A 26,651-nucleotide genomic window follows, 5' to 3' on the forward strand; every position below is an offset into this window, starting at 1 on the left:
CGCTGGCTTCTTCAGGCCCCTTGTCGGCGTGTCGCGGCACGCAGTCGGCGCAGGTAGGGGTCGTGGGCCTGGCGGGGCAGGATGCGCAGCCTGACGTCGAGCGCCACCACGCCGTCGGGCCGGGCGATCACCGGGTTGAGGTCGGCCTCGGCGAGTTGCGGGAGGTCGCAGGCCATCCGGGAGAGCCGCAGCAGCACTTGCTCCAGGCCCTCCAGGTCCACGGCCTGGCCGCCCCGGTAGCCGAAGAGCAGGGGGGCGCAGCGCGGGGAGGTGATGAGGGTGTGCACATCGCGGTCGGTGAGCGGGGCGAGCCGGGCGGCATGGTCGGCGAGCAGTTCGGTGGCGGTGCCCCCGAGGCCGAAGAGCACCAGGGGGCCGAACACCTCGTCCTGGACCACGCCGGCGAACAGCTCGGTGCCACGGCGCGCCATCGGCTGCACCAGCGCTGCGGTCATGCGGCCTGGGAAGCGTTCCCGTAGCTCCCGGTAGGCGGTGCGGACCTCTTCCGCTCCCTCCAGGTCGAGCCGCAGTGCTCCTTGGTCGCTCTTGTGCACCAGTCCGGGCCAGTATGCCTTGAGGGCCATCCTGGTGTTCTCTTCGGTGAGGTGGCGGACGGCTTCGGCGGCGCTGTCCTCGTCCTCGGCCCAGGCCCAGGGGAGTTGGGGGATGTGGTAGCGGTCGAGGAGGGCGGCACAGGCGCGGGGGTCGAGCCAGCCTCCGTCGGGGTGGTGGGTGAGGTATTCCTCCACCATGGCCGTGGCGCCGGCGGTGTCGATTCCGGACAGCGGGGGGATGGTGCCCGGCGGCTCGGCGCGCCAGCGGGCGTGGCGGACGGCGTGGGCGAGGGCGCGGGCGGCGGACTGGGGCTCGCCGTAGGCCGGGATGGCGCGGTCGTCGGTGCTCGTGAGCAGTCGTACGGGGGCCTCCTGGTCGAGGAGGACCGCGAGGACCGGCCGGGGGCGCCGGCCCGGTGTGCCGGTGAGGGCGAGCAGCGGGTCCTGGTCGGTTCCGCTGGCCAGCGCGGTGGGGACCAGGGCCACCAGCACCGCGTCGACGGCGCCGTGTGCGGCGAGCCGGTCCACGCAGGCGCGCAGCCGGTCGGCGGTCACCGCGGCCGTGGTGTCCACGGGGTTGGCGGTGGCCGCCCCGGGCGGCAGGAGCGTGCGGAGTTCATCGACCAGGGCGGTGTCGAGGGCGGGGACGTTCAGCCCCGCCTCGACGCAGGCGTCGGCGGCGAGCACTGCGGCGCCTCCCGCGTTGCTGATCACCGCGACATCGGCTCCGGCCGGCGGTGGCTGGGTGTACAGCAGGGCCGCGGTGTCGACCAGTTCGGCGATGCTGTGGGTGGCGATGATCCCGGCCTGGGTGAACAGGGCCCGGCGGGTCATGGTGGGGGTGGCCGCGGCGGCGGTGTGAGAGGCCGCGGCGCGCCGTCCGGCGTCCGATCGGCCCGCGTCCACCGTGAGGACCGGCATGCCGCGGGCGACCCGTCGGGCGGTGCGGGAGAAGGCTCGGGGGTTACCGAAGGACTCCAGATGGAGGACGGCGAGACGGGTGCCGTGGTCGGATTCCCACCACTGCAGCATGTCGTTGCCGCTGACGTCGTACTTGTCGCCGAGTGAGACGAAGCTGGAGATGCCCACGCCCAGGCGGCCGAGCCGCTCGAGCAGCGCGATGCCCACCCCTCCGGACTGCACGGCGACCCCTGCCCGTCCCGGCAGCGGCGGATGCGCGGCGAAGGTTGCGTTCAGGCGCGCCTCGTCGGCCGTGTTGGCGACGCCCAGGCAGTTGGGGCCCACCAGCCGCATCCCGTACCGGCGGCAGGTGGTGAACAGCGCCTCGGCCTGGGCCGCGTCGAGGCCCGCCGTCAGGACGACCAGCGCGCCGACCCCCCGGGCGCCGCACTCCTCGGCCGTCTTGGGGACGTCGGGCGCGGGTACCGCAACCACGACGAGCTCTGGGACGAGGGGAAGGGCCGCCACCGACGGGTGGGCAGGCGTTCCCTCGATGACATCGGCGTGCGGGTTGACCGCGTACAGGGGCCCGTCGAATCCTCCGGAGCGGAGGTTGCCGAGCACCGCGCGCCCCACCGACCCAGGGCGTCGGCCCGCGCCGACGACGGCCACCGAGCGGGGCCGCAGCAGTGGCCTCAAGCTCGCCACATCGGCGATCCGGCCACGCTGGTCCACCGCCGACAGATAGTGTTCGTCCTCCTCCAGGTGCACGGTGCAGCGCACGTCGGTGCCGTCGAAGTGGCGGGAGGTGCGCAGGCCCAGATCGGCGAAGACCTTCAGGACTGCGTGGTTCTCGGCGAGCGCCTCGGCAGTGAAGGTCGAGACCCCCGCGTCCCTGGCCGCGTGAACCAAGTGTTCAAGCAGCAGCGTGCCGATGCCCTGCCCGTGGCGGCCCTCCGCGACGGCCAGGGCCATGTCGGCCGACACCGGCTCACCAGGGGTCGCGGGAAGGGTCGTGTACTCCGCCGCACCGACCACCCGCCCTCGCGCCACCGCGAGCAGGGCTCGGTAGCCGGAGTGCGCGGGTGCGCAGATGCGTGCCGCCGCCTCGCTCGCGTAGCTCGGATTGGCCGCGAAGAACCGCAGCCGCAGGTCCTCCGGTGACATCTCCCGGTGCATGCGCAGCACTTCGTCTCGGTCCTGCGGTCCGGCGGCGCGTATCTCGACGGTGCTGCCGTCGGCGAGCAGCGCGTGAACCGTGTCGGGGCGGTGTGCCGGGTCCGTCATCCGTGAGCCCTTTCGCCACGGGTTTCGCGATCCGGTGCCCGGAGCGAGGCGGCGTGGTCGGGCACATAGGTCTGCAGCTGCCTGGGCGGCCGCTCGTAGCCGGTGGGCGCGGGACGCGGCGGCAGGCGCAGGTCCGGCAGCCGGACGTCGCCGTACGGCACGGTGGACAGCAGGTGAGCGATCATGTTGATGCGGGCCGCGCGTTTGTCGTCGGCCTCGACGACATACCAGGGTGCCGCGGGGATGTCGGTGCGCGCGAACATCTCGTCCTTGGCCTGGGAGTACGCCTCCCAGCGCGTGATGGACTCCAGGTCCATCGCCGAGATCTTCCAGCGCCGGGTCGGATCGCTCAGCCGTCTGCGGAACCGTCGCTCCTGCTCGGAGTCGCTCACCGAGAACCAGTACTTGCGCAGCAGGATCCCGTCCTCGACCAGCATCCGTTCGAAGACCGGACACTGGCGCAGGAAGCGCTGGTGCTCCTCCTCGGTGCAAAAACCCATGACGCGTTCGACGCCGGCCCTGTTGTACCAACTGCGGTCGAAGAGCACGATCTCACCCGCGGCCGGAAGCTGCGCGGCATAGCGCTGGAAGTACCACTGGGTGCGTTCCCGCTCGGTCGGCACCGGCAGGGCGACAACCCGCGCGATACGCGGGTTCAGGCTCTCGGTGACCCGTTTGATCGCGCCGCCCTTGCCGGCCGCGTCCCGCCCCTCGAAGACCACCACCAGCCGCCGCCCCTCGGCCCGCACCCACTCCTGGAGCCTCACCAGCTCGATCTGCAGTCGGCGCAGCTCCTGCTTGTACCGGGCCCGGGGCAGTCGGCCGGAGCCGCGCTCGCCCATGGGGCCAGTGTCGCATCGGACAGACCGCTCCGCCGCCCCGCCACCACGCCCCGAGCTGACACCACGCGAAGGCGGAGGCAGGGTGGAAACACGGCAGCACATGGGAAGGGTGGTGGTCGTCGTGGGGCTGCCCTTGGTCGTCGGCGTCGACGGGTCGCGTTCCAGCCTCCGCGCCGTGGACTGGGCGGTGGACACGGCGGTGGTCCACGGTGTGTCACTGCGCCTGGTCCACGCCTTCCTGTGGGAGCGATACGAGGCCACGGAACCGGCCATCGCCTCGGGCCGCCGCTCCGCACGGGCGGTCGCCGAGAACATCGTGGACACTGCCGCGGGACACGCCCGGCGCCGAGCCCATGAGGTGGAGATCTCGGCTCTTGTGTTGCCTGAGGACCCGGTGCGGGCGCTGCTGGGCGAGGCCCGTAACGCGTCGATGGTGGTGCTCGGGTCGCGGGGCCACAGCCGACTGACCGGGCTGCTCCTCGGCTCGGTCAGCCTGGCCGTAGCCGCACGCGCCGACTGTCCCGTCGTGGTCCTGCACGACGAGGGGAACGACGCCTTCGGGACACGGCCACGGGTTGTGCTCGGCGTGGGCCGACCGGACACCGGACCGCAGGCCGTGCGTTTCGCCTTCCGGGAGGCCGAAGCCCGCCGCTGGGCGCTGTATGCCGTACGGGCCTGGCGCCGCCCGGCGCAGGACACCGCCGACCGTCCACCGTTCGCCAGGGATCTGGCCCGCCGCCATCGGGAGCAGGCGGCCGAGGTCCTCGAGGATGCGCTGGCCGAGTCCCTGCGCGACCATCCGCGGGTGGAGATCCGGCCACAGGTGACCGAAGGCCGGGCCGGGCAGGTGCTTCTGGACGCTTCCCGCGGGGCCGGCCTGCTGGTGGTCGGCGCCCGGCGCGCACACGGGTACACGGGGCTGCAACTCGGTCGAGTGGCCCACACGGCTCTCCACCACGCCGCCTGCCCCGTCGCCGTGGTGCCGCAGCGGGGGTGACCCGTGGGTTCGCCGATGCCCAAATGGACCTGGGTGTACGAGGGCTACGACCCGGCCGGGGAGCGGCTGAGGGAGTCCCTGTGCACCCTCGGCAACGGCTACTTTGCGACCCGGGGCGCCGTCCCGGAGTGCGGCGCGGACACCGTTCACAGCCCCGGCACCTACGCCGCCGGCTGCTACAACCGGCTGGAGTCCAAGGTGGCGGGCCTTCGCGTGGAGAACGAGGACCTGGTCAACCTGCCCAACTGGCTGCCGCTGCGCTTCCGGCACCGGGGCGAGGACACCGCCGACGAGGCCCCGACACCGTGGTTCTCGCCGGACACCCACCCCCCGCTCGACCACCGGCTGACCCTTGACCTGCGCGCGGGCGTCCTGGAACGCACCGCGCGCTACGTGGACGACACCGGCCGGCACCTGGCCGTGCGGCAGCTGAGCCTCGTCCACATGGGCGACCCGCACCTGGCGGCGCTGCGGACCGAGTTCACGGCGGAGGACTGGTCGGGACGGCTGGAGGTCGAGTCGGCGCTGGACGGGGCGGTGGCCAACACCGGCGTGGCCCGGTACCGGCAGCTGGCCAACCGGCACCTCACCCACATGCATACGGGTACCGCACCCGGTGGTGACGTGGTCTGGCTGCGCTGCCGCACCGGCACCTCCGACATCCGCGTCGGCATGGCCGCCCGCACCACCACCGACGGCGACACCGACACGGCCACCACCCACCGGCCGGAGCGCGCCTGCCTCCTGCTGCGGCCGCTCATGGAGCCGGGCCGGACGGTGACCGTCGACAAGTGCGTCGCCCTGCACACCTCCCGCGACCCGGCGATCAGTGATCCCCTGCACGCCGCCGTGGACCGCGTGGGCCGTGCACCGGGCTTCACGGCACTGGCCCACACACACCGTGCGGCGTGGGAGCAGCTGTGGCGCGCGTGTGAGATGGACGTTCCCGGCCAGGCGGGGCGGATCCTGCGGCTGCACCTGTTCCACCTGCTCCAGACACTCTCCCCGCACACCGCGGACCTGGACGTCGGGGTGCCCGCGCGGGGGCTGCACGGCGAGGCGTACCGGGGCCATGTGTTCTGGGACGAGCTGTTCGTGCTGCCCTATCTGAACCTGCACCTGCCCGAGGTCTCCCGGGCGCTGCTTGACTATCGCCACCGGCGGCTGGAGCAGGCGTGTTTCGCGGCCCGCGACGCCGGGCGGGCGGGCGCGATGTACCCGTGGCAGAGCGGCAGCGACGGCCGTGAAGAGACCCAGCGGCTGCATCTCAATCCGCGCTCGGGACGCTGGCTGCCCGACCACTCCCACCTCCAGCACCACGTCGGGTCGGCCATCGCGTACAACGTGTGGCAGTACGGTGAGGCCACCGGTGACGTGGAGTTCATGCACACCAAGGGCGCCGAGATGCTGCTGCAGACCGCCCGGTTCTGGGCCGACGCGGCCACCTGGGACAGCGCCCGGGGACGGTACCGGATCCTCGGCGTGGTCGGCCCCGATGAGTATCACGACGCCTACCCCGGCGCCCTTCGCCCAGGCATCGACGACAACACGTACACCAACGTCACCGCCGCGTGGGTGCTCACCCGCGCCCTCGACCTGCTGCGCTCCCTGCCCGAGCCGCGCCGCCGGGACCTGTTCGAACGCACCGCTCTCGCCGACACCGAGCTCGACGTCTGGCAGGACGTGTCCCGAAGACTGCTGATCCCCTGGCACCAAGGGGTCGTCAGCCAGTTCGACGGCTACGGCGAGCTCGCCGAACTCGAGTGGGACCGCTACCGCGAGCGCTACGGCGACATCCGGCGCCTGGACCGGATCCTGGAGGCCGAAGGCGACACGGTCAACCGCTACCAGGCCTCCAAACAGGCCGATGCGCTGATGCTCGGCTACCTCTTCGCCCCTGCCGAGCTGCGCGGTCTCTTCCGCCGGCTCGGCTACGAGCTGGACGACACCGCCTGGAGACGTACCGTCGACTACTACCTGCGCCGCACCAGCCACGGCTCCACCCTCAGCAGCCTCGTCCACGCCTGGGTCCTGCCCCGGGTGCGACGGGCGGAGGCCTGGCGGTTCTGCCAGGAGGCGCTCACCGGCGACATCGCCGACCTGCAGGGTGGCACCACCGGGGAGGGCATCCACCTCGGCGCCATGGCCGGCACCCTCGACCTCGTACAGCGCGGCCTGACCGGCCTCGAGCCCCGGGGCGGGACCTTGCGGCTGGACCCCGTGCCGCTGCCCCAGCTGTCCCGGTTCGAGCTGTCGATCCGCTACCGGGGCCACTGGGGCGTACGCCTGCGACTGAGCACCGGACAGCTGCGGATCACCGTACCCGCCTCCGACCGCGAACCGATCGACGTGGCACTGGCCGACCGCACGGTCTCCGTGGCTCCGGGCGAGACCTGCCTGCTGACCCTGCCGGGCGAGTGACCGCGACCGACAGCGCGAACTTGTCCCCGACACGCCATGATGGGGATACGGGCGCAGGCGGTGCGAAGGGCCTGCACATCGTTCCTGGACCTGGCGGACGCGGCAGGGGTCCGCAGACGGGATTTCGTGGTGCGGGCAGACACGGACGAGGACCTGTTGGCGGCCCTGCTGGAAGAGGTCGTCTACTGGCTCGACACCGCGGACGAGATCCCAGTCGCCATGGAACCGCCGACCCGGGTGGTCTGCGGGCCTGCCTGCACATGGCGACGGACACCGGGTCGCTCCCGGCGACGGGGCCGCGCCGAAAGCGGTCACCCTCCACGGCCTGGAATGCGTGGAGGAGAGCCCGTTTCGCTTCCGCATCGACCGGCAGGACCGGATGAGCGTTCCCGGGATCGTCTTCGCCAGCCGAGAGCTGCTGCCGCAGGCGGTTGGGGACAAGGCGCTGGAGCAGGTGGTGAACGTGGCGATGCTGCCCGGCGTCGTCCGTGCCTCCTTCTTCGCCATGCCCGATGTGCACGGGGGTTACGGCTTCCCGATCGGCGGGGTCGCCGCCACGGACATCGACGCCGGAGGCGTGGTCTCGCCGGGGGTGGGATTCGACATCTCCTGCGGTGTCCGGATCTCCTGCGGTGTCCGGCTGCTGTTGCGGACATCAAGCGTGCGGAGCCGGCCCCTCGCCTGCCAAAGCTGATGAGCCCGGTCGGTGCCACTGTGGAGATGTGGGTACCCAGGGGACGAGCCCCGCAGGAAGGCGGTGGGGATGATGTCACTCTCGCTGGTCGTGGGGGTCGACGGATCAGAGTCGAGTCTGCAGGCGGTGGACTGGGCCGTCGACGAAGCGGCACGCCATGGGCTGCCCCTGCGTCTGGTCCACGCCTCTCGTTGGGAGCGGTACGAAGGAGGTCTCCCCTTCTTCGACACCGGCCGCCCGCCCTCGGGGGAGATCCTGGCCGAACGCATCGCGGCGTCCGCCACGGAACGCGCGACACTGCGCAACCCGGACGTCAAGGCCTGCGGCGAAGCGCTGGCCGATGACACCGTGACGGCCCTGCTGGCCGAGAGCCGTGAGGCGTTCGCCGTGGTCACGGGCTCCCGCGGCAGAGGCGAGCTCGCCGGTTCGCTCCTGGGGTCGGTCAGCCTGGCGGTGGCGGCCCGTGCCGTGTGTCCGGTGGTCGTGGTCCGTGGCGGCGAGCGGAACCGCGAGGGGGCCTTCGGGCGCGTCGTCCTCGCGGTCGGCGACCCTGCGGAGGGGTTGGCGGCGGCGCGGTTCGCCTTCCATGAGGCACAGGCACGGAACGCCGAAGTGCAGGCCGTACGGACCTGGCTGTGCCCGGCGGAGCGGCACGCGGGCCGGCCGCTGCTCGAGCACGCGGCCACCACCCTGCTCTACGAGGAGCAGGCAGCGAGCATCCTCAGCGAGGTGGTGGACCGGATCGAGCGCGAACACGACGCGATCACATGCCACCGCGATGTGGTCGAGGGGCGTGCGTACCAGGTTCTGCTGGACCTGTCGGAGCGTGCCGATCTGCTGGTGGTCGGAGCCCTCCGCCGCCCTGACCACACCGGTCTGCAGCTCGGCCGGGTCAGCCACGCCGTACTGCACCACTGCGCATGTCCGGTCGCCGTCGTGCCGGAGCGGCTGTGAGACGCCGAGCGGCCAAGACCGGCCCGCGCCGGGCCTTCTACCTTTCCTCCATGGCCAGCCTGCGATCGTGTCCCGCGTCGCGGGCGTCATGATCCGCGACGAAGCGTGCTATCAAAATCCACCATCAGTCACGATGGCCGCTTGACTTCCTGATTGGGAAGTCGTTTATCTGACCAGGCCAAAACATGCCTTCCGTCCCCGGACGCGACCCGGACCGCGCCGGTTTCACCACCGCGGTGGAGGCCGCACGCGACACCGTCACTCGCGCCGAGGGCTTGACGATCACTCATACCGCGGACGCAGCGCCGATCTGGTCGGCCGCATCGGGGCGGCGGTTTTGCGGAACCTGCTGCCCCGGCGCAGGCCACGCATCTCCGCACGCATCGTCAAGTGCGGGATCTCCCGGTACCACACCTGGAACCGCGACGGACGGCCCACCAGCAGCGTCCCCGTCATCGACATCACCCCCACCCGCCCGCCCTGCTCGCCGCCGCCACACCGACAGCGCCCGCACCAGCCGCCCAGGCCGCTGGACACTGGTATCACGGTCCTGGTACCGGACCCGGGCCGAGCATGGCACCTCCAGGAACTCGCCGCCGCCCTCGGCCTCACCGGCATGAAGATCAAGAGTCTCAGCAACCAACTCGCCCGCTGGACCGCTCCGGCATCCTGGCCCGCACCGCCCCAGCACCTACAAGATCGCGCTCCCATGCCTTGACACCGGCGACGGCGCCTTAACTTCGCGGCATTGGCCGATCAAGACCGAGTGCGTGCACGGGAGGTTCAGTCGGACGCGCAGTGCGGCGTCCTTACGGATCGTCTCCCAGGCCATGGGGGTTCGTTCCGGCATGTGCCCGCCTCATACGCGGGTCATTCGTGGGGGACCACAGCGACCGGACACATCGCGTGGTGCACGGCCGCCTGCACCACGGGGCCGATCCGGGGCGCCAGGGCGGCCCGGTGCTTGCGGCGGCCGATCATCAGCAGCCCGCTGCCGGAGGCCCCCCGTACGACGGCTTGCGCGGGGCTCTCAAGCCGCACCTCGTCGATGACCCGCACGCGGGGAAACTTCTCCCGCCACGGCCGCAGCACCCCATCCAGCTCCCTCTGCGCCTTGTCGGCGACCTCCCTGGCGATGCCGGGGTCCACCCCCCACGGAACGTACGCCTGGACCGGCAGGCTCCTGCCGTGGACGGCGCGCAGCGGCACACCGCGGGTGAAGGCGGTGACGTAGGCGAATTCCAGGAGGTTGTCCTGGGGGCCGTGCAGGCTCAGTCCGACCACCACGTCCCGCTCGCGGGCCCCGGGCGCCCGTTCCTCCTCCGTCTCACCGGCACGCACCAGGACCACGGGCCGTTCGGCCCGGCCGACGACGTACAGGCTGATGTCGCCGAAGAAGAAGCTCGCCAAGGGCTCCATGCCCCGCGATCCGAGCACCAGCATCCGGGACCGCGCCGCCGCGCCGATCAGGGCGGTCTCAGCCTCCTCCGCGACCAGCTCCTCGGTAATGGGCAGGCCCGGGTAGCGACGGCTGAGCTCAGTGCGCGCGTCGTGCACGATCCGCTTCGCCCAGTAGTTCTGGTCGTCGGCCGAAGGACTGTCGGGAGTGGGCGGGGACAGCAGGACCCACGCGTGCAGCAGGCGCAGCGCGAGTTCGCGCCGCTTCGCCTCGCCGGCGGCCCAGCGGGCCGCGGCAAGGCTCTCCGGTGAGCCGTCGAGGCCCACGGTGACGACTTGTTCCTCCATGGCGGTGCTCCGTCTCGCGCGTAGCCTCTCGATGCCACGTGTCCTGCGTCCGGTGTGACGGTGGCAGACCCTTCGGCGTCAGCTTCCGGTGTCATCGGTTCCGTAGGCGATGTGTTCGGTGACGGAGACCACCCCGTCCACGCTCCGGCACAGCCGCTCGATGATCGGGACCACGCTCTGGGCCTCCACCGAGCCGCGCAGGGTGACCTCGCCCTCGCGTACCTCGACCGTCACCGCCGAGGGAGCCATGCGCATCGTCCGGCGCAGCACATCCCGTTCGATCTCCTCGCGGATCGCGTCGTCATGGCGCAGGAAGATCCGCAGCAGGTCGCCGCGGCTGATGATGCCCAGCAGCTTGTCGGTCTCGTCGACCACGGGAAGCCGCTTGACGCCCTGGACCGCCATCAGTCGGGCCGCCTCGACCGCGGACCACTCCGGTCGCGCGCACACCGCGGGGGCCGACATCAGCTCCTCCGCCCTCGTGCCTTCTGTCTTCGCGCGCTCCCATGCCTCCAGGTGCGGGATCGGCACCCGGCCGGACGGATCGGCCTGGCCGGAGGACTTGCGCAGCAGATCCGCCTCGGACACCACACCGATGGGGTGGCCGGAGGCGTCCACGACCGGCACGGCGGTGACATCGTTCTCCGCCAGCAGCTCCACGATCTCCTTGAACGGCATCTCGCGCGGCGCCCGGACCACGTTGCGGGTCATGAGCTCCCCGACCGTCCTGTGCTGCATGTCCCGACTCCCTTCGGACATTCGCTCTTCGGCCTGCCCGTGTCCGCCACGCGGCGGAGCCGCACATGGGCATTGCCAGCCTCGCAGCCCGCGCCTGCCACCACATGAGCCGCCTGGCCCCGCTCACCGGCCACCCGGCCCGGCGCGAGGGCCATCGAGTACCCCCGCGAGGACCTTCCGCCCATGCCATCGCTCGCCAACCGTGAAACGCTGGACGAAGAAGACCGGCAGAGAGGCGGGGATGCCGATGCGTGCTCATGTCGGCGACCACCTGATTGTCGAAAGCCCGACCACGGGTGCGACCAGGCGCAACGGCGAAATCGTCGGAGTCCACCACAACGACGGGACGCCTCCGTACGACGTGCGCTGGTCGGATTCCGGACGGGTCTCCCTCGTATTCCCCGGACCGGACGCCCATATTCACCACACCGGCCACCCGGCCGGAACGGCAGCGGGGGCGGGCGCACGGCCGCTCTCCGACGTGGAGGTTGCGGCGCTGGTGCGGGATGCCTCGGCCGCCCCGTCGATGCACAACGCACAGCCCTGGCGGTTCCGGTACTTCCGGGGCGAGCGCCTGTTCCACGTCACCGCGGATCTGGCGAGAACTCTGCCGCACTCCGACGCGGACCTCCGCGCCCTCCACCTGGGCTGCGGCGCCGCCCTGATGAACCTGCGCGTCGCGGCCGCTCACACGGGCCGGCAACCGACGACCCGGCTCCTGCCCGATCCCGGGGATCCCACGCTGCTCGCCACCGTAGCGCTGACCAGCCCGCTCGGCGACGAAGACGACCTTTGCGGCCTGTACCCGGCCATCCACGCCCGCCACACCAGCCGGTCCCCGTTCGCCGACACCGAGATCCCCGAGTCCGTGCGCACCACCCTCCGGGAGGCGGCCGGAGCGGAAGGCGTCTCGTTGTCCTTCGCCTCCGGATGGCACCTGCAGACGGTCCTGGACCTGACCCTGGAAGCCGAGGCGCGCAACCTCACCGACCAGGGCAGCGCTGCGGACCTCACCCACTGGACCCAGCTCCCCGACCAGACGCCACGATCCGCCACCGAAGGTGTGCCGCCATACGCCTTCGGCCCCCGCCGGCACGGCGGCAAAGCCCCCGTACGGGACTTCGCGGGCGGCAGACCGGTACCCGGCCGCGAAACCGCCGACTTCGAAAGCTCCCCTCAGCTGGCGCTGCTGGCCACCCCTGGCGACAACCCGAATGACTGGCTGCGCGCGGGCCAGGCCATGGAACGCGTCCTGCTGACCGCCACCCTCGAAGAACTCTCCAGCTCCTTCATCACCCAGGCCCTCGAATGGCCCGACCTGCGCTGGCCACTGCGCGACCCCGTGGCGGGGGCGGGACACGTACACATGGTGCTGCGCCTCGGCTACGGCCCACCAGGCCCCAGAACACCACGGCGCCCCACCCGCCACACACTCGACATCCAGCCCTGACCAGGTGTGCGCCAGGCGCCACGCGCCCACGGAGCTCGGGGACACAGGGCCTGCCTGCCCGGAGTGTGTTGTCAGGAGCCGCGTGCCCCCTGAGCTTGTCCGGCAGCGGTGAAGTGGCATTCGACGTCCACAACCCCCTCCACCGCCCGAATGAGACGCGCGGCCACGGGAATCATCGCGGCGTTCGGAATCTGGCCACCAAGAGTGACGACACCCTCGTCCACCCGCACGCGCACGGCATGGCCGGCCTCCGGGAAGAGATAGGAAATCACCGTACGGCGAACCTCCTCCTCAATGTCCTCGTCCGGCCGGAGAAAGACCTTCAGAAGATCGCCCCGGCTGACGATGCCCCGCAGCATCCCCTCATCGTCGACCACGGGAAGCCGTTTGACCCGCCGAACGGCCATGATCCGGGCCGCCTCGGCCAGGGTGGCGTCCGCGTGGACCGTGACCGCCGGGGCGCTCATCAGCTCCTCCGCCGTCACCGCCCCCGCCTTCGCCATGTCGGGGAGGCGCCGCAACTGCTCGAAGCGATCCGGGTCGCTGTCCCGGAACTCCTCCTTGGGCAGCAGATCCGCCTCGGAGACCACACCGACCACCCGCCCCTCGCCCTCCAGGACCGGCATGGCACTCACCCTCCACTGCCCCATGGTCCTGACCATTTCCTTGAACGACGCGTCGCGCCCGACAGCGACCACCGTACGCGTCATCACGTCACTCACCTGGTGCGGAGTCTCAGACACCGGGGACCTCCTCATTCCGCGACTGCCTCATTCGTCGTACCGGCCACCCCACCACCTCCAGTGTCCGACCGCCCGCCACCTCGCTCCCTCAGGTGCGGAGCGGGACAGCGAGGACCGGGCACCGCGCGTGGTGAAGCACGCCCTGACTCACCGAACCCAGCAGCATGCCCGCGAACCCGCCATGCCCCCGTGTCCCCACCACCAGACCGACCGCGTGGGCGGATGCTTCGGTCAGCACCTCCACCGGGTGGCCCTTGACGACCTCGTGGTGCGGTTCCACTTCCGGGTGGGTCGCGGTGCGGCCGGCGACCGTCTCGGAGAGCACACGGCGGCATTCCTGCAGCGCCGCGTGCTCGTCCAGGGCGCCGAGCAGTGGGGGGTGCCAGACAGAGATCGCCCGCAGGGCGGCACCATGCAAGGCGGCTTCGTCGAACGCGAAGTCGACTGCCGTGGCGGAGTGCGCGCTCCCGTCCACGCCGACCACCAGGTACGGGGGATGCTGTGTGATGTGCTCCGGTTCCGGCACCACGATGACCGGGCAGGGGGCGTGGGCGATGACCGGCAGCGCCACTGAGGCGGAAGTGAACAGTTCCTGTTTGGTGCTCAGGTGCCACGAGCCGAGCACGATCGCTGTGGCGTCCCTCGCCTGTTCGCGTAGGACCCAGGCCGGGTCCCCCTCCGCCAGCAGCGTGGACACCTCCACCTCGGGACGCCGGGATTCCGCGAAGGTGACCGCTTCCCTGAGTACCTGGTCACCCGCCACGTGCAGCGCCTGGTTCCACTCCTCCCAGGACGGCCGTACCTCCCTCGAGCGGTATCCCCCGGTCGGAGCGCCCTGGGCGTGCACCAGCCGCAGCGGCAACCGGCGCCGGGCTGCCTCGTCCACGGCCCAGGCAAGCGCCATCCGCTTGGCGGGGTCGGGGTCGACGCCCAGCACGACCGGCCGATGCCCCAGCGGATTCGTCATCGCCGCCTCCCGGGATTCGCAACTCGCTCCCCTTCCGCGCTCTCACCATCCAGCCTGACCCCGCCCGCCGCCGGTCACCATCCGGCGGCAGCGCCACCGTCATCGGCGCCTCCCTCTGTCAGGCAAGGTCTGAGCGAGCGCCCGCGGCGGTCGTGGTCACGGCCTACGCCGCGTGCGACGCTTGCCGGGCTTCGTGTCTCATGGTGGTGGCGGTGAACGCCGCGGTAGCGCCTGCGGTGATCGCCAGCAGCACGTATCCCCATGTGTAGTCGTCCGTGGCCCCGTAGATGGCACCCATGATCAGAGGTGGGAAGAAGCCGCCCAGTCCCCCGGCAGCGCCCACGACGCCGGTGCCCGAGCCGACTCGCTCGGGGGACACGAGGCGGGCGACCAGTGCGAACACGGCACCCGATGCCGCTCCGACGGCGGCCGCCATACCAAGGAAGGCGAGAGTCCCGAGCGGGACCAGTAGCAGCTCCACGGAGGCAAGGAGCGCGAGAGCCGCCAACGCCACGTATGCGGCGATGAGCACGGGCACGGGGTGCAACCGGTCGGAGAGCCATCCACCGACCGGGCGCATGGCGACGGCGAGGACGACGAAACCCGCGGTGCGCAGGGCGGCGTCGGACCGTCCGAGACCGTAGGCGGTGGTGAGGTAGGTGGGCAGGTAGACGCTGAAGGCGACGAAACCGCCGAAGGCCACGGCGTAGAGGAAGGCCAGCCGCATGGTGACGGGCATGCGCAGGGCCGCCGTGGTGCGGGCGAGCAAGGAACCGGACGGTACGGCGCGGTCGGACCTGTCGCGCAGGAGGAGTCCGGCCACCAACGCGTACCCGGCCAGGAGGCCGGCGACCACGTCGAAGGGGAACGCGTACCCGACGGCGTCAGCCAGCTGCACGGTGGTGAAGGACGAGAGAGCGGTACCGCCCGTGCCGATGCCGAAGATCCCAAGCGCAAGCCCTCGCCGCTCGGGCGGATACCAGGCATTGACGAACGGCACACCGATCGCGAACGTCGTGCCGCCCAGACCGAGGAAGAAGCCGCCCACAAGCACCGCGGGCAGGGAGTCGGCCACATGGCCGAGGTAGAGCACCGGCAGGACGGTGAGGCCGGCGACGAGGGGAAACATCCGGCGTGCCCCCACGCGGTCGGTGAGGGCGCCCGCGAAGATCCGGCCGAGCGAGCCGACGACCACCGGAACCGCCACGACCAGGGACTGCTGGAACGAGGTGAGGTCCAGGTCCTCCCTGAGAGTCGGGCCGAGGGGCGCCAGCAGCGCCCACGCCCAGAAGCAGAGCATGAATCCGGCCGTTGCCAGGGCGAGCATCCGCGTCGGCTGTGTGGCCGCCGCCCCGCCGGCCCGCGGCGATGAAGTGCGGCTCAGGGGACCCTCCTCTTTCCGCTCCGGAGAGGGGGCTGCCTCGCTCTCCGACTCAAGTTGGAGGGCCAGGTGTCTCACGGCCCACGTGGCAGGCGAGAGGTGACGATCGTGGCGGACAGCGGTACCCCTCGCGTGCCCGTCGGACGTGACAGGCACCCGTACGACGGCCCGGCTGCGGACGCCCTGCTGCGTGCCGGGCGCTTCTTCTCTCGGCGCGCGGTCTCATCCGATCGGCGGGCCGCCTTTCTGGAGGGCGGCCGGCAGGGCGATGCCTTCTACCGCGACCGGTGGAGCCACGACAAGGTCGTACGGTCGACACACGGGGGGGTGAACTGCACCGGCTCGTGCTCGTGGAAGGTCTACGTCAAAGACGGGATCATCACCTGGGAGAGCCAGCAGACCGACTATCCGTCGGTCGGTCCGGACTCCCCGGAGTACGAACCGCGCGGCTGCCCGCGCGGCGCGGCGTTCTCCTGGTACACCTATTCGCCCACCCGAGTCCGCTTCCCCTACGCGCGCGGAGTCCTGGTGGAGATGTACCGGGAGGCCAAGGCACGTCTGGGTGACCCTGTGCTGGCGTGGGCCGATGTGGTGGGCGACCCGGGGCGGCGCCGCCGGTACCAGGAGGCCCGGGGCAAGGGCGGGCACGTGCGGGTCTCGTGGGATGAGGCGGTCGAAATCGTGGCGGCCGCGCATGTGCACACGATCAAACGCTGGGGCCCGGACCGGATCGGGCTTCTCCTCCTTCTACGACTGGTACGCCGATCTGCCGGTCGCCTCCCCGCAGGTGTTCGGGGATCAGACCGATGTGCCGGAGTCCGGTGACTGGTGGAACGCCGCCTACCTGATCATGTGGGGCTCCAATGTCCCCGTCACCCGGACCCCGGACGCGCACTGGATGGCCGAGGCCCGCTACCGCGGCCAGAAAGTGGTCGTGGTGTCACCGGACTACGCCGACAACACCAAGTTCGCGGACCAGTGGCTGCACGCCCAGCCGGGCACGGACGGCGCCCTGGCGATGGCCATGGGGCATGTGATCCTCACCGAGTGCTTCGTCCAGCGCCGGGTGCCGTTCTTCGTCGACTATGTACGGCGCTACACCGATCTTCCGTTCCTGGTGACGCTGGAGGAGCGCGACGGCGCCTTCGTCCCGGGGAAGTTCCTGCGCGCGTCCGACCTCGGCGAGATCTCCGAGGGGAGTGAGTGGAAGACCGTTGTCGTCGACGGCCGAACAGGAGAGCCGGTGGTGCCGGGCGGCACTCTGGGCGAGCGGTGGACGGAATCCGGCGTGGGGCGCTGGAATCTCGACCTCGGGGACCTCAGCCCGCAGTTGACGCTGCTCGGACGGCGGGCGCAGCCCGTCGAGGTCTTGCTGCCTCGTTTCGACACGGTGCCCCGGGCGAAGGAGACCGGCACCGTACTTCGCCGCGGCGTCCCGGCCCGGCGGATCGGCGGGCGGCTGGTGACGTCGGTCTTCGACCTGATGCTCGCGCAGTACGGCGTACGGCGTGCCGGCCTGCCGGGCACCTGGCCAACAGGGTACGACGACGCCGACCAGCCCTATACGCCCGCTTGGCAGCAGGAGCACACCTCCGTGCCGGCTCGGGCCGTGGTCCAGGTGGCTCGCGAGCTGGCACGCAACTCCGAGCGGTCCGGGGGCCGGAGCATGATCATCATGGGGGCCGGCATCTGCCAGTGGTTCCATGGGGATGCCACGTACCGGGCGATCCTCGCGCTGCTCATGCTCACCGGAGCCATGGGCCGCAACGGTGGTGGCTGGGCACACTACGTGGGCCAGGAGAAGTGCCGTCCCTTCACCGGCTGGTCCACGCTGGCGATGGCGACGGACTGGCAGCGCCCGCCCCGGCAGATGATCGGCACGGCGTACTGGTACACCCACACCGATCAGTGGCGCTACGACGGATATCGCGCCGACGCGCTCGCCTCACCACTGGCCCGCGGCGACCTCGCCGGCATGCACACCGCCGACACGCTCGCGCTGTCCGCCCGGCTGGGCTGGATGCCTTCCTACCCGCAGTTCGACCGCAACCCGCTCGACCTGGCCGAGGAAGCCGCCGCGGCGGGCGAGGTCCCCACGGAGTACGTGGCCCGCAAGCTGGCCTCGGGCGAGCTGGGCTGGGCCTGCGAGGACCCGGACGCCGAGGAGAACTGGCCCCGTTGCCTGACCCTGTGGCGGGCCAACCTGCTCGGCTCGTCCGGCAAGGGGAACGAGTACTTCCTCAAGCATTTGCTCGGCACGCACTCCAGTCTGCGGGCGCGTCAGACTCCCCCGGACCGCCGTCCCCACGACGTCGTCTGGCGGACGGACGCGCCGGAGGGAAAACTGGACCTGCTGCTGGCACTGGACTTCCGGATGACGAGTTCGACGCTGCTCGCGGACATCGTCCTGCCCGCCGCGACCTGGTACGAGAAGCACGACCTGTCGTCGACGGACATGCATCCGTACGTACATGCCTTCACCCCGGCGATCGACCCGCCCTGGGAGACCCGTTCCGACTTCGTCGCGTTCACCGAGATCGCCCAGCGGTTCAGTGAGATGGCGCGCGAGCACCTCGGCGCGCGCCGTGACATCGTCGCCACAGCGCTGCAGCACGACACCCCGGGCGAGACCGCACAGGCCCTGGGCGCCGTCCGTGACTGGCGAGGCGGGGATGTCACTCCTGTCCCCGGCCGGACGATGCCGGCCCTGACGCTGGTCACCCGGGACTACGGGGCGGTCGCCGACAAGCTCACCACGCTGGGCCCGCTCACCGAACAACTGGGGCTGACGGTCAAAGGGCTGACGTTCTACCCCGACGACGAGGTGGAGCGCCTTGCCCGCGTCAATGGGGTGATGCTCGGCGGCGCGGGCGAAGGGCGGCCCGCCCTGGACACCGACGCCAAAATGGCCGAGGCCGTCCTGGCACTCTCGGGCACCACCAATGGACGGCTCGCGGTCCAGGGCTTCCACACCATGGAGCGGCGCGTCGGGCGCCCCCTCGCCCATCTCGCCGAGGGCAGTGCGGAGCGACGGATCACCTTCGCCGACACCCAGGCCCGGCCTGTCCCCGTCATCACCAGCCCCGAGTGGTCCGGCAGCGAGACCGCAGGACGGCGCTACGCCGCCTTCACGACCAACGTGGAGGAGCTCAAGCCCTGGCACACCCTCACCGGCCGGATGCACTTCCTCCTCGACCACGACTGGATGCACGAGTTCGGCGAGACGCTGCCGATCTACCGGCCGCCGCTGGACATGCACCGGCTCTTCGGGGAGCCCGGGCTCGGCCCGGACGGCGCGCGGCAGGTCACCGTCCGCTACCTCACCCCGCACTCGAAGTGGTCGATTCACTCCGAGTACCAGGACAACCTGTTCATGCTCTCGCTCTCCCGCGGCGGCCCGACCGTGTGGATGAGCCCCTCCGATGCCGAGGCGATCGGCGCGCGTGACAACGACTGGGTCGAGGCAGTCAACCGCAACGGCGTGATGGTGCTGCGCGCGATCGTCTCTCACCGCATGCCGACCGGCACCGTGTACGTCCACCACGCGCAGGAGCGGGTGGTGGACGTCCCCGTGGCCGAGGCAAGCGGGCGGCGCGGCGGCATCCACAACTCCCTGACCCGCGTGCTGATCAAACCCACCCACCTCATCGGCGGCTACGCACAGCTGTCGTTCGTCTTCAACTACCTGGGCCCGACGGGCAACCAACGCGACGAGGTCACCGTGATCCGCCGCCGCTCCCAGGAGGTGACGTACTGATGGCCGCGCATGAGCCGATCGGGCGCTGTATGGCGCAGCTGGCCATGGTGATGAACCTCGACAAGTGCATCGGCTGCCACACCTGCTCGGTCACCTGCAAGCAGGCCTGGACCAACCGCAGCGGCGTCGAGTACGTCTGGTTCAACAACGTCGAGACCCGCCCCGGCCAGGGCTACCCACGGCGCTACGAGGACCAGGAGAAGTGGCAGGGCGGCTGGGTCCGCACCCGCAGCGGCCGTCTCAAGCTGAAGGCCGGCGGGCGGCTGCGCAAGCTGCTCACCATCGTGGAGCGCCAACTGGGACGACAGCCTCGGCGGCGGCGCCGAGATCGCCGACCGCGATCCCATCATCGAACGCATCCGCCGCGAGACAGAAGAGAAGGTGCGCTTCCAGTACGAGCAGGCGTACATGTTCTATCTGCCGCGCATCTGCGAGCACTGCCTGAACCCCTCGTGCGTCGCTTCGTGCCCCTCGGGGGCCTTGTACAAGCGGTCCGAGGACGGCATTGTCCTCGTCGACCAGGACCGCTGCCGGGGCTGGCGGATGTGCGTGACCGGCTGCCCGTACAAGAAGGTCTACTTCAATCACCGCACCGGCAAGGCCGAGAAGTGCACGTTCTGCTACCCCCGCGTCGAGGTGGGCCTGCCCACCGTGTGCTCCGAGACCTGCGTGGGGCGACTGCGCTACATCGGTCTGGTTCTCTACGACGCGGACCAGGTCGGTGCCGCGGCTTCGGTCGCCGACGAGAAGGACCTGTACCAGGCACAACTGGACCTGCTCCTCGACCCCTTCGACCCGCAGGTCACCGCGGCGGCGCGCCGCGACGGCATCCCCGACGACTGGCTGGGGGCGGCTCGCCGTTCACCCGTCTACGCCCTGGCCAAGACCCACCGGGTGGCGCTCCCCCTGCATCCGGAGTTCCGCACGATGCCGATGGTCTGGTACGTACCGCCGGCGACACCGGGCCCGTGCGCCAGGTACTGCAACGGCTCTCGGCCATGCGGTCCTACATGGGGGCCGTCAACCTCAAAGACCCGCCCGACGAACGGATCGCCGCGACGGCCGGGATGACCGGTCAGGAAGTCACCGCGCTCTACCGGCTGCTCGCCATCGCCAAGTACCACGACCGCTATGTCATCCCCACCGCGTACGAAGCGGAAGGCCGGCGGCTCGAAGAGACCGCGTGCAGTCTCGACTACGAGGGCGGCCCCGGGATGTACGGCAGCGGGCCCTTCGGCGAGGCCTCGGGGCGTCCCGTGCCCGTATCCGTCGAAACCTTCCACGCGCTCCGGCAACGGCAGACCACCGGCGGCCTCGCCGATCCGGAGCAGCCGGGCGCCAGGCTGAATTTGCTGAACTGGGACGGCAAGGGCCGGCCCGAGGGCCTTTTCCCATCCAAGCGCCCGCGGCCGAAGGAGGAACGGTGATCGCCGAGCGCCATGCCGCGGTGGTCTGTCAGGCGGCCGCGATCCTGCTGCAGTACCCCGATGAAACCGTGCGGGACCGCGTGCCTCTGGTCGCCGAGGCCGTGGCCGCGCTGCCTGTCGGCACGGCACACTCGGCACTGGCCCGCTTCCTGGACCACCTCGCGACCGTATCCCCACGCGACCTCGCCGAGCGCTACGTCGCCACCTTCGACCGGCGCCGACGCTGCTGCCTGTATCTGACCTGGTGGACCGACGGGGAGACGCGCCGCCGCGGCCAGGCCCTGGCTGCCCTCAAGGACCGCTACCGCCGCCACGGCCTCGAACTCGGCGGCAGCGAGCTGCCCGACTATCTTCCGGTCGTGCTCGAGTACACGGCGACCGGCGACCTGGCCGACGGGCTGGCCCTGCTGCAGGAGCACCGTGCCGGGATCGAGCTGCTCAGGCTGGCCCTCGGGGACGCGGGATCGCCCTACGCCGCCGTGGTCGAGGCCGTGTGCGCGCTGCTGCCCGGTCCCTCGCCGCGGGACCGGGCCGCCGCCCAGCGGCTGGCCCGGACCGGACCGCCCCAGGAGACCGTCGGCCTCGAGCCCTTCGGTCCGGCACCGTCGGGGGCGTCCGGCGATGAGTGGTTTGGATGTTCTGCTGTGGGGCGGCCTGCCGTACGTCGCCGTCGTGGTCCCCGTCGGCGGCACGGTGTGGCGGTATCGGTACGACCAGTTCGGCTGGACCACCCGGTCCTCCGAGCTCTACGAGTCCCGGCTGCTGCGCATCGGCAGCCCGCTCTTTCACGTGGGCATCCTGGTCGTCGTCATCGGCCATGTGATCGGACTGGTCATTCCCCGGAGCTGGACATCGGCCGTCGGCCTGTCCGAGACGGCGTACCACGTGCAGGCGCTGGTCCTCGGCGGCGTCGCCGGCTTCGCCACACTCGCCGGGGTGGCGATCCTTCTCTACCGCCGACGCACCACAGGTCCGGTGTTCATGGCGACCACGCGCAACGACAAGACGATGTACGTCGTCCTCGTCGCGGCCATCGTCGCCGGACTCGTCGCCACCGTGCTGGGCGTGAGTGCGGTCGGCGAGGAGCACAACTACCGCGGCACAGTTTCGCCCTGGTTCCGCTCCCTCTTCACGCTGCGCCCGGACATCGACACCATGGCCGCCGCGCCGCTCTCCTTCCAGTTGCACACCCTCATCGGCATGCTGCTCTTCGCCCTCTGGCCGTTCACCCGGCTCGTCCACGCCTTCACCGCGCCTGTCGGCTACCTGTTCCGGCCGTACATCGTCTACCGGTCCCGCTCCGTCGGGGCGCCGTCGCGGGGGCTACGCCGGGGCTGGGACAGCCCCGGCCCGTAGCCGGCACCCCTCACGCCCGCTTTGCACCCTTATGTGACTGCTACCACGATGAGGTCATGACTCCCGTGGGTCCTGCGGACCGTTTCGACGCCTTCCGGGCCCTGGCCGACCGGCGCGGGCGGCCGGGAGACCGGCTGATCACCGCCCTGGCCGAGGCCAGGGCGGGAACAGCGGACAGCCCCGAGCTCTGGGCTCCGGACATCGCCGCCGGTTTCGGTCTGCCCGCTGCCGCCGCGCTCGGACCGGCCGGTTACTACGCGGACCTCGCCGCCCCCCACGGCCGCCGCCACGTCCGGGTCTGCGCGGCCACCGCGTGCTTCGCCGCCCAAGCCGGACGGCATCTCACCGATGTGGAGCGCGAGCTGGGCGTCCCCGCAGGCACAACCTCACCGGACGGCGAGACGTCAGTGCAGGCGGTCCACTGTCTGGGGTACTGCTACGCGGGTCCCGCCGTGCTCGACGGTGACCTGCCCCGCACGGGCCCGACGCTGGCCGGTCAGCTCGCGGGGCGCGAGCCGCCTCGGGCGCCGGAGATTCCGGCGGCCGACGCCACGGGCGACCCCGTGCTGCTGGGCAGTGTGGTGGCCGGCGAGCCCGCCTGGCAGGTGTGGCCTCGGACGGTGACAACGGGCACCCCTGACGAGGTCCGGCGGGAAGTGGCCGCGTCCGGGCTGCGGGGGCGTGGCGGGGCGGGGTTCGGGGTGGCCGCGAAGTGGGAGACGGCGGACCGGGCACCCGGCACCGTGGTGGTGGTCAACGGCGACGAGGGGGATCCCGGCTCTTTTGCCGATCGGCTGCTGATGGAGACGGATCCGCAGCGGGTGCTGGAGGGCCTGGCGCTGGCCTGCTTCGCGTGCGGGGCGCGCCGGGGTGTGGTGCTGGTGCGCTCGGAATATCCGCGTGCGCTGGCACGCGTGCGCAAGGCGGTCGGGCAGGCCTACGCCGACGGACACTTCGGCTCTTCCGTTCACGGCACGGCCACAGCCTTGGACGTCGAGGTGGTGGAGGGGGCCGGATCCTACATCGCGGGTGAGGAGACCGCACTGATCGCGAGCCTGGAAGGGGACCGAGGCTGCGCCCGGCCCCGCCCGCCCTACCCGACCCGGCGCGGGCTGTGGGGCGCGCCGACGGTGGTGAACAACGTCGAGACACTGGCGGCCGTCCCGTGGATCGTCTCCCGGAGCGGCGAGGCGTACGCCCGACGCGGGGTCCGGGGCGAGAGCGGAACGAAGCTGGTCTGCCTGTCGGAGCGGTTCGCCCGGCCGGGGGCGTACGAGGTCGAGCTCGGCACCTCGCTGCTGCGGATCGTCACCGAGCTGGGCGGCGGTCTCAAGGACGGTTGCGAGCTGACCGCGTTGCAGGTCGGCGGGCCGCTGGGTGGTTTTCTCGCCCCCGAGGCGCTGGATGTGCCGCTGACCTCAGCCGATCTCACGGCCCGCGGTGCCGCTCTCGGCCATGCCGGACTGGTCGCCTTCGACCAGCGCGTGTCACCGGAGGAGGTGCTGCGGCACATCTGGCAGTTCGCCGCGGCCGAGAGTTGCGGTGCCTGCTCGCCCTGCCGTGTGGGCTCGCGCCGCGGCCTGGAGCTGGCGTCCGCCGACACTCCGCCCGGACCTGAGTGGGAACGGCTCGCGCGTGTTCTGGCCGAGGCGAGCCTGTGCGCCTTCGGCCGGCGGATCCCGCCCGCTGTACACAGCCTCGCCCACGCCTACGGGGACCGGCTGGCGGGATGGGCGCGATGACCGGAATCGAGATCGAGGTCGACGGAAGGAACGTCGCAGTCCCCGAGGGAACCTCACTGCTCGCGGCGGTGCGGGCAGCGGGGATCGAGCTGCCCACGCTCTGCTCCGACGACCGGCTCAGCCCCGCGGGCTCCTGCCGTACCTGTCTGGTGCGGGCCGACGGACACATCGCGGCGGCCTGCGTGACCCCGGCCGCATCCGGTGTCCGTGTCGAAACCGCCAGCGACGACCTTCGGCGGCTGCGTCGGGACGCGGTGGAGCTCATCGCCTCCGCCCTGCCGTCCCGCGCTCTCGCGGTCGGCAACCCCAGCGAACTGGCGCAGGTCTGCCGGTCGCTGGACATCGGTCCCGACACGGCGCAGGGCGCCGGAGGGCGGGGCGGGGACGACTCCCACCCGTACGTCCACCTGGACCGGGACCTGTGCATCGCCTGCGGCCGGTGCGTCCGGATGTGTGCCGAGGTCCAGGGCACCTTCGCCCTCACCCTGGTCGGCCGGGGCGCCGACACCGTGGTCGCCCCCGGCACCGGCGGGCCATGGATCGAGTCGGACTGCGTGGCCTGCGGCGGCTGCGTCGACACCTGCCCCACCGGCGCGATCACCGAGCCGGGGCCGGGGCGCGGGCTCACCTCCGCCGGCCCGACGGCGGCGGCACGGACGCGCACCACGTGCGGCTACTGCGGTGTCGGCTGCACGCTGGACGTCGTCACCCGCGACGGCGAGGTCGCGGCGGTCCTGCCCGCCCGGGACGGCCCGGTCAACCAGGGGCACGCATGTGTGAAGGGCCGCTTCGCCCACGGCTATCTCACCTCTCCCGAACGGCTCACCCGGCCCCTGCTGCGGCGCGACGGCCGCCTGGAGGCCGTCGGCTGGGACGAGGCGCTCGGCGAGGTCGCGCGCGGGCTGCGTGCGGCCGTCGGCGCCGGGGGCGCGGACGCGGTGGCGGCGATCTCCTCGGCCCGCGCCACCAACGAGGAGAACTACCTCGTCCAGAAGTTCATGCGGGTCGTCATCGGCACGAACAACGTCGACAACTGCTCCCGCCTGTGCCACTCCCCGTCCGCCGCCGGCCTGACCGCCTCCTTCGGCCTCTCCGGCGGCACCGACAGCTTCGACGACGTCGAGCGGTCCGACTGCCTGCTGGTGGTCGGGGCCAACCCCGTCGAAGCCCACCCGGTGGTCGGAGCGCGACTGCTCCGGCAGGTGCTGCACGGGGCCGACCTGGTCGTCGCAGACCCCCGCGCCGTCGGTCTCGCCCTGCACGCCGACGTGCATCTGCGCCCCCGCCCCGGCACCAACGTCGCCCTCTTTCACGGGCTCGCTCACCTCCTGCTCGCCGAAGGCCTCGCCGACGAGGAGTTCCTGCGCGAGCGGGCCACCGGCCTGCCGGAACTCACCGAGCTGCTGGACGACTACCCGCCCGGCCGGGTCGCGGACATCACCGGAGTGCCCGCCGCGGACCTGGTAGCCGCCGCCCGGCTGTACGGCCGTGCCCGACAGCCCGCCATCGTCTACGGCCTGGGCGTCACCGAGCACCTGCACGGCACCGACGGGGTCCGGTCCCTGGCCAACCTGGCGATCCTGCGCGGCGCCGTGGGCACCGACCGCGGACACGGCCTCAGCCCGCTGCGCGGCCAGAACAACGTCCAGGGCGCCTCGGACATGGGCGCGCTGCCCGATGTCCTGCCCGGCTACGGCAAGGTGACCGACCCCGCCGTACGGTCCCGGGCCGAGGCGGTATGGGGGGCACCGGTTCAAGAGCGGCCCGGCCTGCGGATCCCGGACATGTTCGCCGCCGCACGGGCGGGGGATCTGCGGGCGCTGTGGGTCATCGGCGAGGACGTCTGCGCCACCGACCCCGACGCGAACCGGGTGGCCCGTGCCCTGGACACCTGCCCGCTCGTCATCTGCAACGAACTGTTCCTGTCCGAGACCGCCCGCCACGCCGACATCGTGCTGCCGGCGGCGTCCTGGCTGGAGAAGGACGGCACCTTCGTCAACTTCGACCGACGGTTCCAGCGGGTCAGACCCGCCGTGCCCCCACCGGGCGAAGCATGTACCGACTTCGAGATCGTGCACGCCGTCGCGACGGCCATGGGCACCGACATCGGCTGCCCCACACCGGCCGAAGCCCTGGCCGAGTGCGGACGGATCGCGCCCGTCTTCGCCGGTCTCTCCCACGAACGGCTGGACCGCGAGGGCGCCATCCCGTGGCCCTGCTCGTCCCTCGACCGCCCGGGGGAAGCCAAGCTGTACGAGGAACGGTTCGCCACGCCGGACGGGCGGGCGCGCCTCGCCGCACCCCCCTATCTGCCACCCGGAGAGCAGCCTGACGACGACTATCCGCTGATCCTGGTCACCGGACGGCGCTGGGCCCACTACAACTCCGGGAGCATGACCCGTCGCGGCGGCAACCTCACACTCGATCCGGTCGACTTCCTCGACCTCAACCCCGGTGACGCCCTCCGGTACGAGGTGCACGACGGCGTGCCGCTCACCGTGGAGAGCCGGCACGGCAGGGCCACGCTCATCGCCCGGGTCAGCGAACAGACGGCCCCCGGCCAGGTCTTCTGTTCCTTCCACTTCCCCGCGAGCGGGGTGAACCGCCTCACCTCCGACCATGCGGACACCGTGACGTCCTGTCCCGAATACAAGGTCACGGCCGTACGCGTGTCCGCGCCGTGACCCGTGTCCCG

At 71.5% G+C, this 26,651-nt stretch carries 16 protein-coding genes and 3 pseudogenes; 12 read left to right on the top strand and 7 right to left on the bottom strand.

Going from position 1 to position 26,651, the window contains the following annotated elements; translation table 11 throughout:
* Nucleotides 1-11: 11 nt before the first annotated feature.
* Both PV419_RS38405 and ppk2 read right to left on the bottom strand, forming a co-directional pair.
* Nucleotides 12-2,741 (bottom strand): bifunctional GNAT family N-acetyltransferase/acetate--CoA ligase family protein, encoded by a 2,730-nt coding sequence (locus tag PV419_RS38405; protein ID WP_319696955.1) that lies wholly within the window; start codon nucleotides 2,739-2,741, stop codon nucleotides 12-14.
* On the bottom strand, nucleotides 2,738-3,583 hold the full coding sequence (gene ppk2, locus PV419_RS38410) for a polyphosphate kinase 2 (protein WP_319696957.1): 846 nt from the start codon (nucleotides 3,581-3,583) through the stop codon (nucleotides 2,738-2,740). Before ppk2 ends, PV419_RS38405 begins: the two co-directional genes overlap by 4 nt.
* An 82-nt stretch (nucleotides 3,584-3,665) precedes the next feature.
* On the opposite strand from ppk2, the gene PV419_RS38415 reads away from it, so the two are divergent.
* From PV419_RS38415 to PV419_RS38435, 5 genes are all read left to right on the top strand, one after another.
* On the top strand, nucleotides 3,666-4,580 hold the full coding sequence (locus tag PV419_RS38415; protein WP_319696959.1) for a universal stress protein: 915 nt from the start codon (nucleotides 3,666-3,668) through the stop codon (nucleotides 4,578-4,580).
* A 15-nt stretch (nucleotides 4,581-4,595) separates the two neighbouring features.
* Nucleotides 4,596-7,001 (top strand): glycoside hydrolase family 65 protein, encoded by a 2,406-nt coding sequence (locus PV419_RS38420; RefSeq protein ID WP_319696961.1) that lies wholly within the window; start codon nucleotides 4,596-4,598, stop codon nucleotides 6,999-7,001.
* Nucleotides 7,002-7,335: 334 nt separating this feature from the next.
* Nucleotides 7,336-7,695 carry an RtcB family protein gene (locus PV419_RS38425; protein ID WP_319696963.1) on the top strand — a complete coding sequence of 120 codons (360 nt, stop codon included), beginning with the start codon at nucleotides 7,336-7,338 and terminating at the stop codon, nucleotides 7,693-7,695.
* A 72-nt stretch (nucleotides 7,696-7,767) separates the two neighbouring features.
* Complete coding sequence (locus PV419_RS38430; RefSeq protein WP_319697003.1) at nucleotides 7,768-8,649, top strand: universal stress protein; 882 nt, start codon at nucleotides 7,768-7,770, stop codon at nucleotides 8,647-8,649.
* A gap of 337 nt (nucleotides 8,650-8,986) precedes the next feature.
* A complete protein-coding gene (locus PV419_RS38435) occupies nucleotides 8,987-9,367 on the top strand; it encodes a hypothetical protein (RefSeq protein WP_319696965.1) in 381 nt (126 codons plus the stop codon).
* A gap of 152 nt (nucleotides 9,368-9,519) precedes the next feature.
* Here PV419_RS38435 and PV419_RS38440 read toward each other — a convergent pair whose 3' ends face one another.
* On the bottom strand, nucleotides 9,520-10,395 hold the full coding sequence (locus tag PV419_RS38440) for a universal stress protein (RefSeq protein WP_319696966.1): 876 nt from the start codon (nucleotides 10,393-10,395) through the stop codon (nucleotides 9,520-9,522).
* 78 nt (nucleotides 10,396-10,473) lie between these two features.
* On the bottom strand, nucleotides 10,474-11,133 hold the full coding sequence (locus tag PV419_RS38445) for a CBS domain-containing protein (RefSeq protein WP_319696967.1): 660 nt from the start codon (nucleotides 11,131-11,133) through the stop codon (nucleotides 10,474-10,476).
* 247 nt (nucleotides 11,134-11,380) lie between these two features.
* Here PV419_RS38445 and PV419_RS38450 point away from each other — a divergent pair, with 247 nt between their 5' ends.
* Nucleotides 11,381-12,583 (top strand): Acg family FMN-binding oxidoreductase, encoded by a 1,203-nt coding sequence (locus tag PV419_RS38450; RefSeq protein WP_415925469.1) that lies wholly within the window; start codon nucleotides 11,381-11,383, stop codon nucleotides 12,581-12,583.
* A 71-nt stretch (nucleotides 12,584-12,654) separates the two neighbouring features.
* Here the strand turns inward: PV419_RS38450 and PV419_RS38455 are convergent, their stop codons facing one another.
* From PV419_RS38455 to PV419_RS38465, 3 genes are all read right to left on the bottom strand, one after another.
* On the bottom strand, nucleotides 12,655-13,326 hold the full coding sequence (locus PV419_RS38455; RefSeq protein ID WP_319696971.1) for a CBS domain-containing protein: 672 nt from the start codon (nucleotides 13,324-13,326) through the stop codon (nucleotides 12,655-12,657).
* An 88-nt stretch (nucleotides 13,327-13,414) separates the two neighbouring features.
* Nucleotides 13,415-14,293 (bottom strand): universal stress protein, encoded by an 879-nt coding sequence (locus PV419_RS38460; protein ID WP_319696973.1) that lies wholly within the window; start codon nucleotides 14,291-14,293, stop codon nucleotides 13,415-13,417.
* Nucleotides 14,294-14,456: 163 nt separating this feature from the next.
* Nucleotides 14,457-15,620, bottom strand: a complete 1,164-nt coding sequence (locus PV419_RS38465; RefSeq protein WP_319696975.1) for an MFS transporter — start codon at nucleotides 15,618-15,620, stop codon at nucleotides 14,457-14,459.
* A gap of 186 nt (nucleotides 15,621-15,806) precedes the next feature.
* Between PV419_RS38465 and PV419_RS38470 the strand changes: the two are divergent.
* The 6 genes and pseudogenes from PV419_RS38470 to fdhF all read left to right on the top strand — a co-directional run bounded on the left by PV419_RS38470 (nucleotide 15,807) and on the right by fdhF (nucleotide 26,640).
* Nucleotides 15,807-19,431: pseudogene (locus PV419_RS38470) on the top strand (nitrate reductase subunit alpha).
* A pseudogene (locus PV419_RS38475) lies at nucleotides 19,431-20,858 on the top strand (4Fe-4S dicluster domain-containing protein). The pseudogenes PV419_RS38470 and PV419_RS38475 overlap by 1 nt, the downstream one beginning before the upstream one ends.
* Before the next feature lie 20 nt (nucleotides 20,859-20,878).
* A pseudogene (gene narJ / locus PV419_RS38480) lies at nucleotides 20,879-21,337 on the top strand (nitrate reductase molybdenum cofactor assembly chaperone); the annotation flags it as partial.
* Between the two features lie 142 nt (nucleotides 21,338-21,479).
* Entirely contained in the window at nucleotides 21,480-22,214 is a 735-nt protein-coding gene (narI, locus tag PV419_RS38485; RefSeq protein ID WP_319696977.1) for a respiratory nitrate reductase subunit gamma, read from the top strand.
* A gap of 56 nt (nucleotides 22,215-22,270) precedes the next feature.
* Entirely contained in the window at nucleotides 22,271-23,956 is a 1,686-nt protein-coding gene (locus PV419_RS38490) for an NAD(P)H-dependent oxidoreductase subunit E (RefSeq protein WP_319697005.1), read from the top strand.
* On the top strand, nucleotides 23,953-26,640 hold the full coding sequence (gene fdhF / locus PV419_RS38495) for a formate dehydrogenase subunit alpha (RefSeq protein WP_319696979.1): 2,688 nt from the start codon (nucleotides 23,953-23,955) through the stop codon (nucleotides 26,638-26,640). Before PV419_RS38490 ends, fdhF begins: the two co-directional genes overlap by 4 nt.
* Nucleotides 26,641-26,651: the final 11 nt, after the last annotated feature.

Source organism: Streptomyces sp. ME19-01-6, from assembly GCF_033793745.1.
GTDB lineage: Bacteria > Actinomycetota > Actinomycetes > Streptomycetales > Streptomycetaceae > Streptomyces.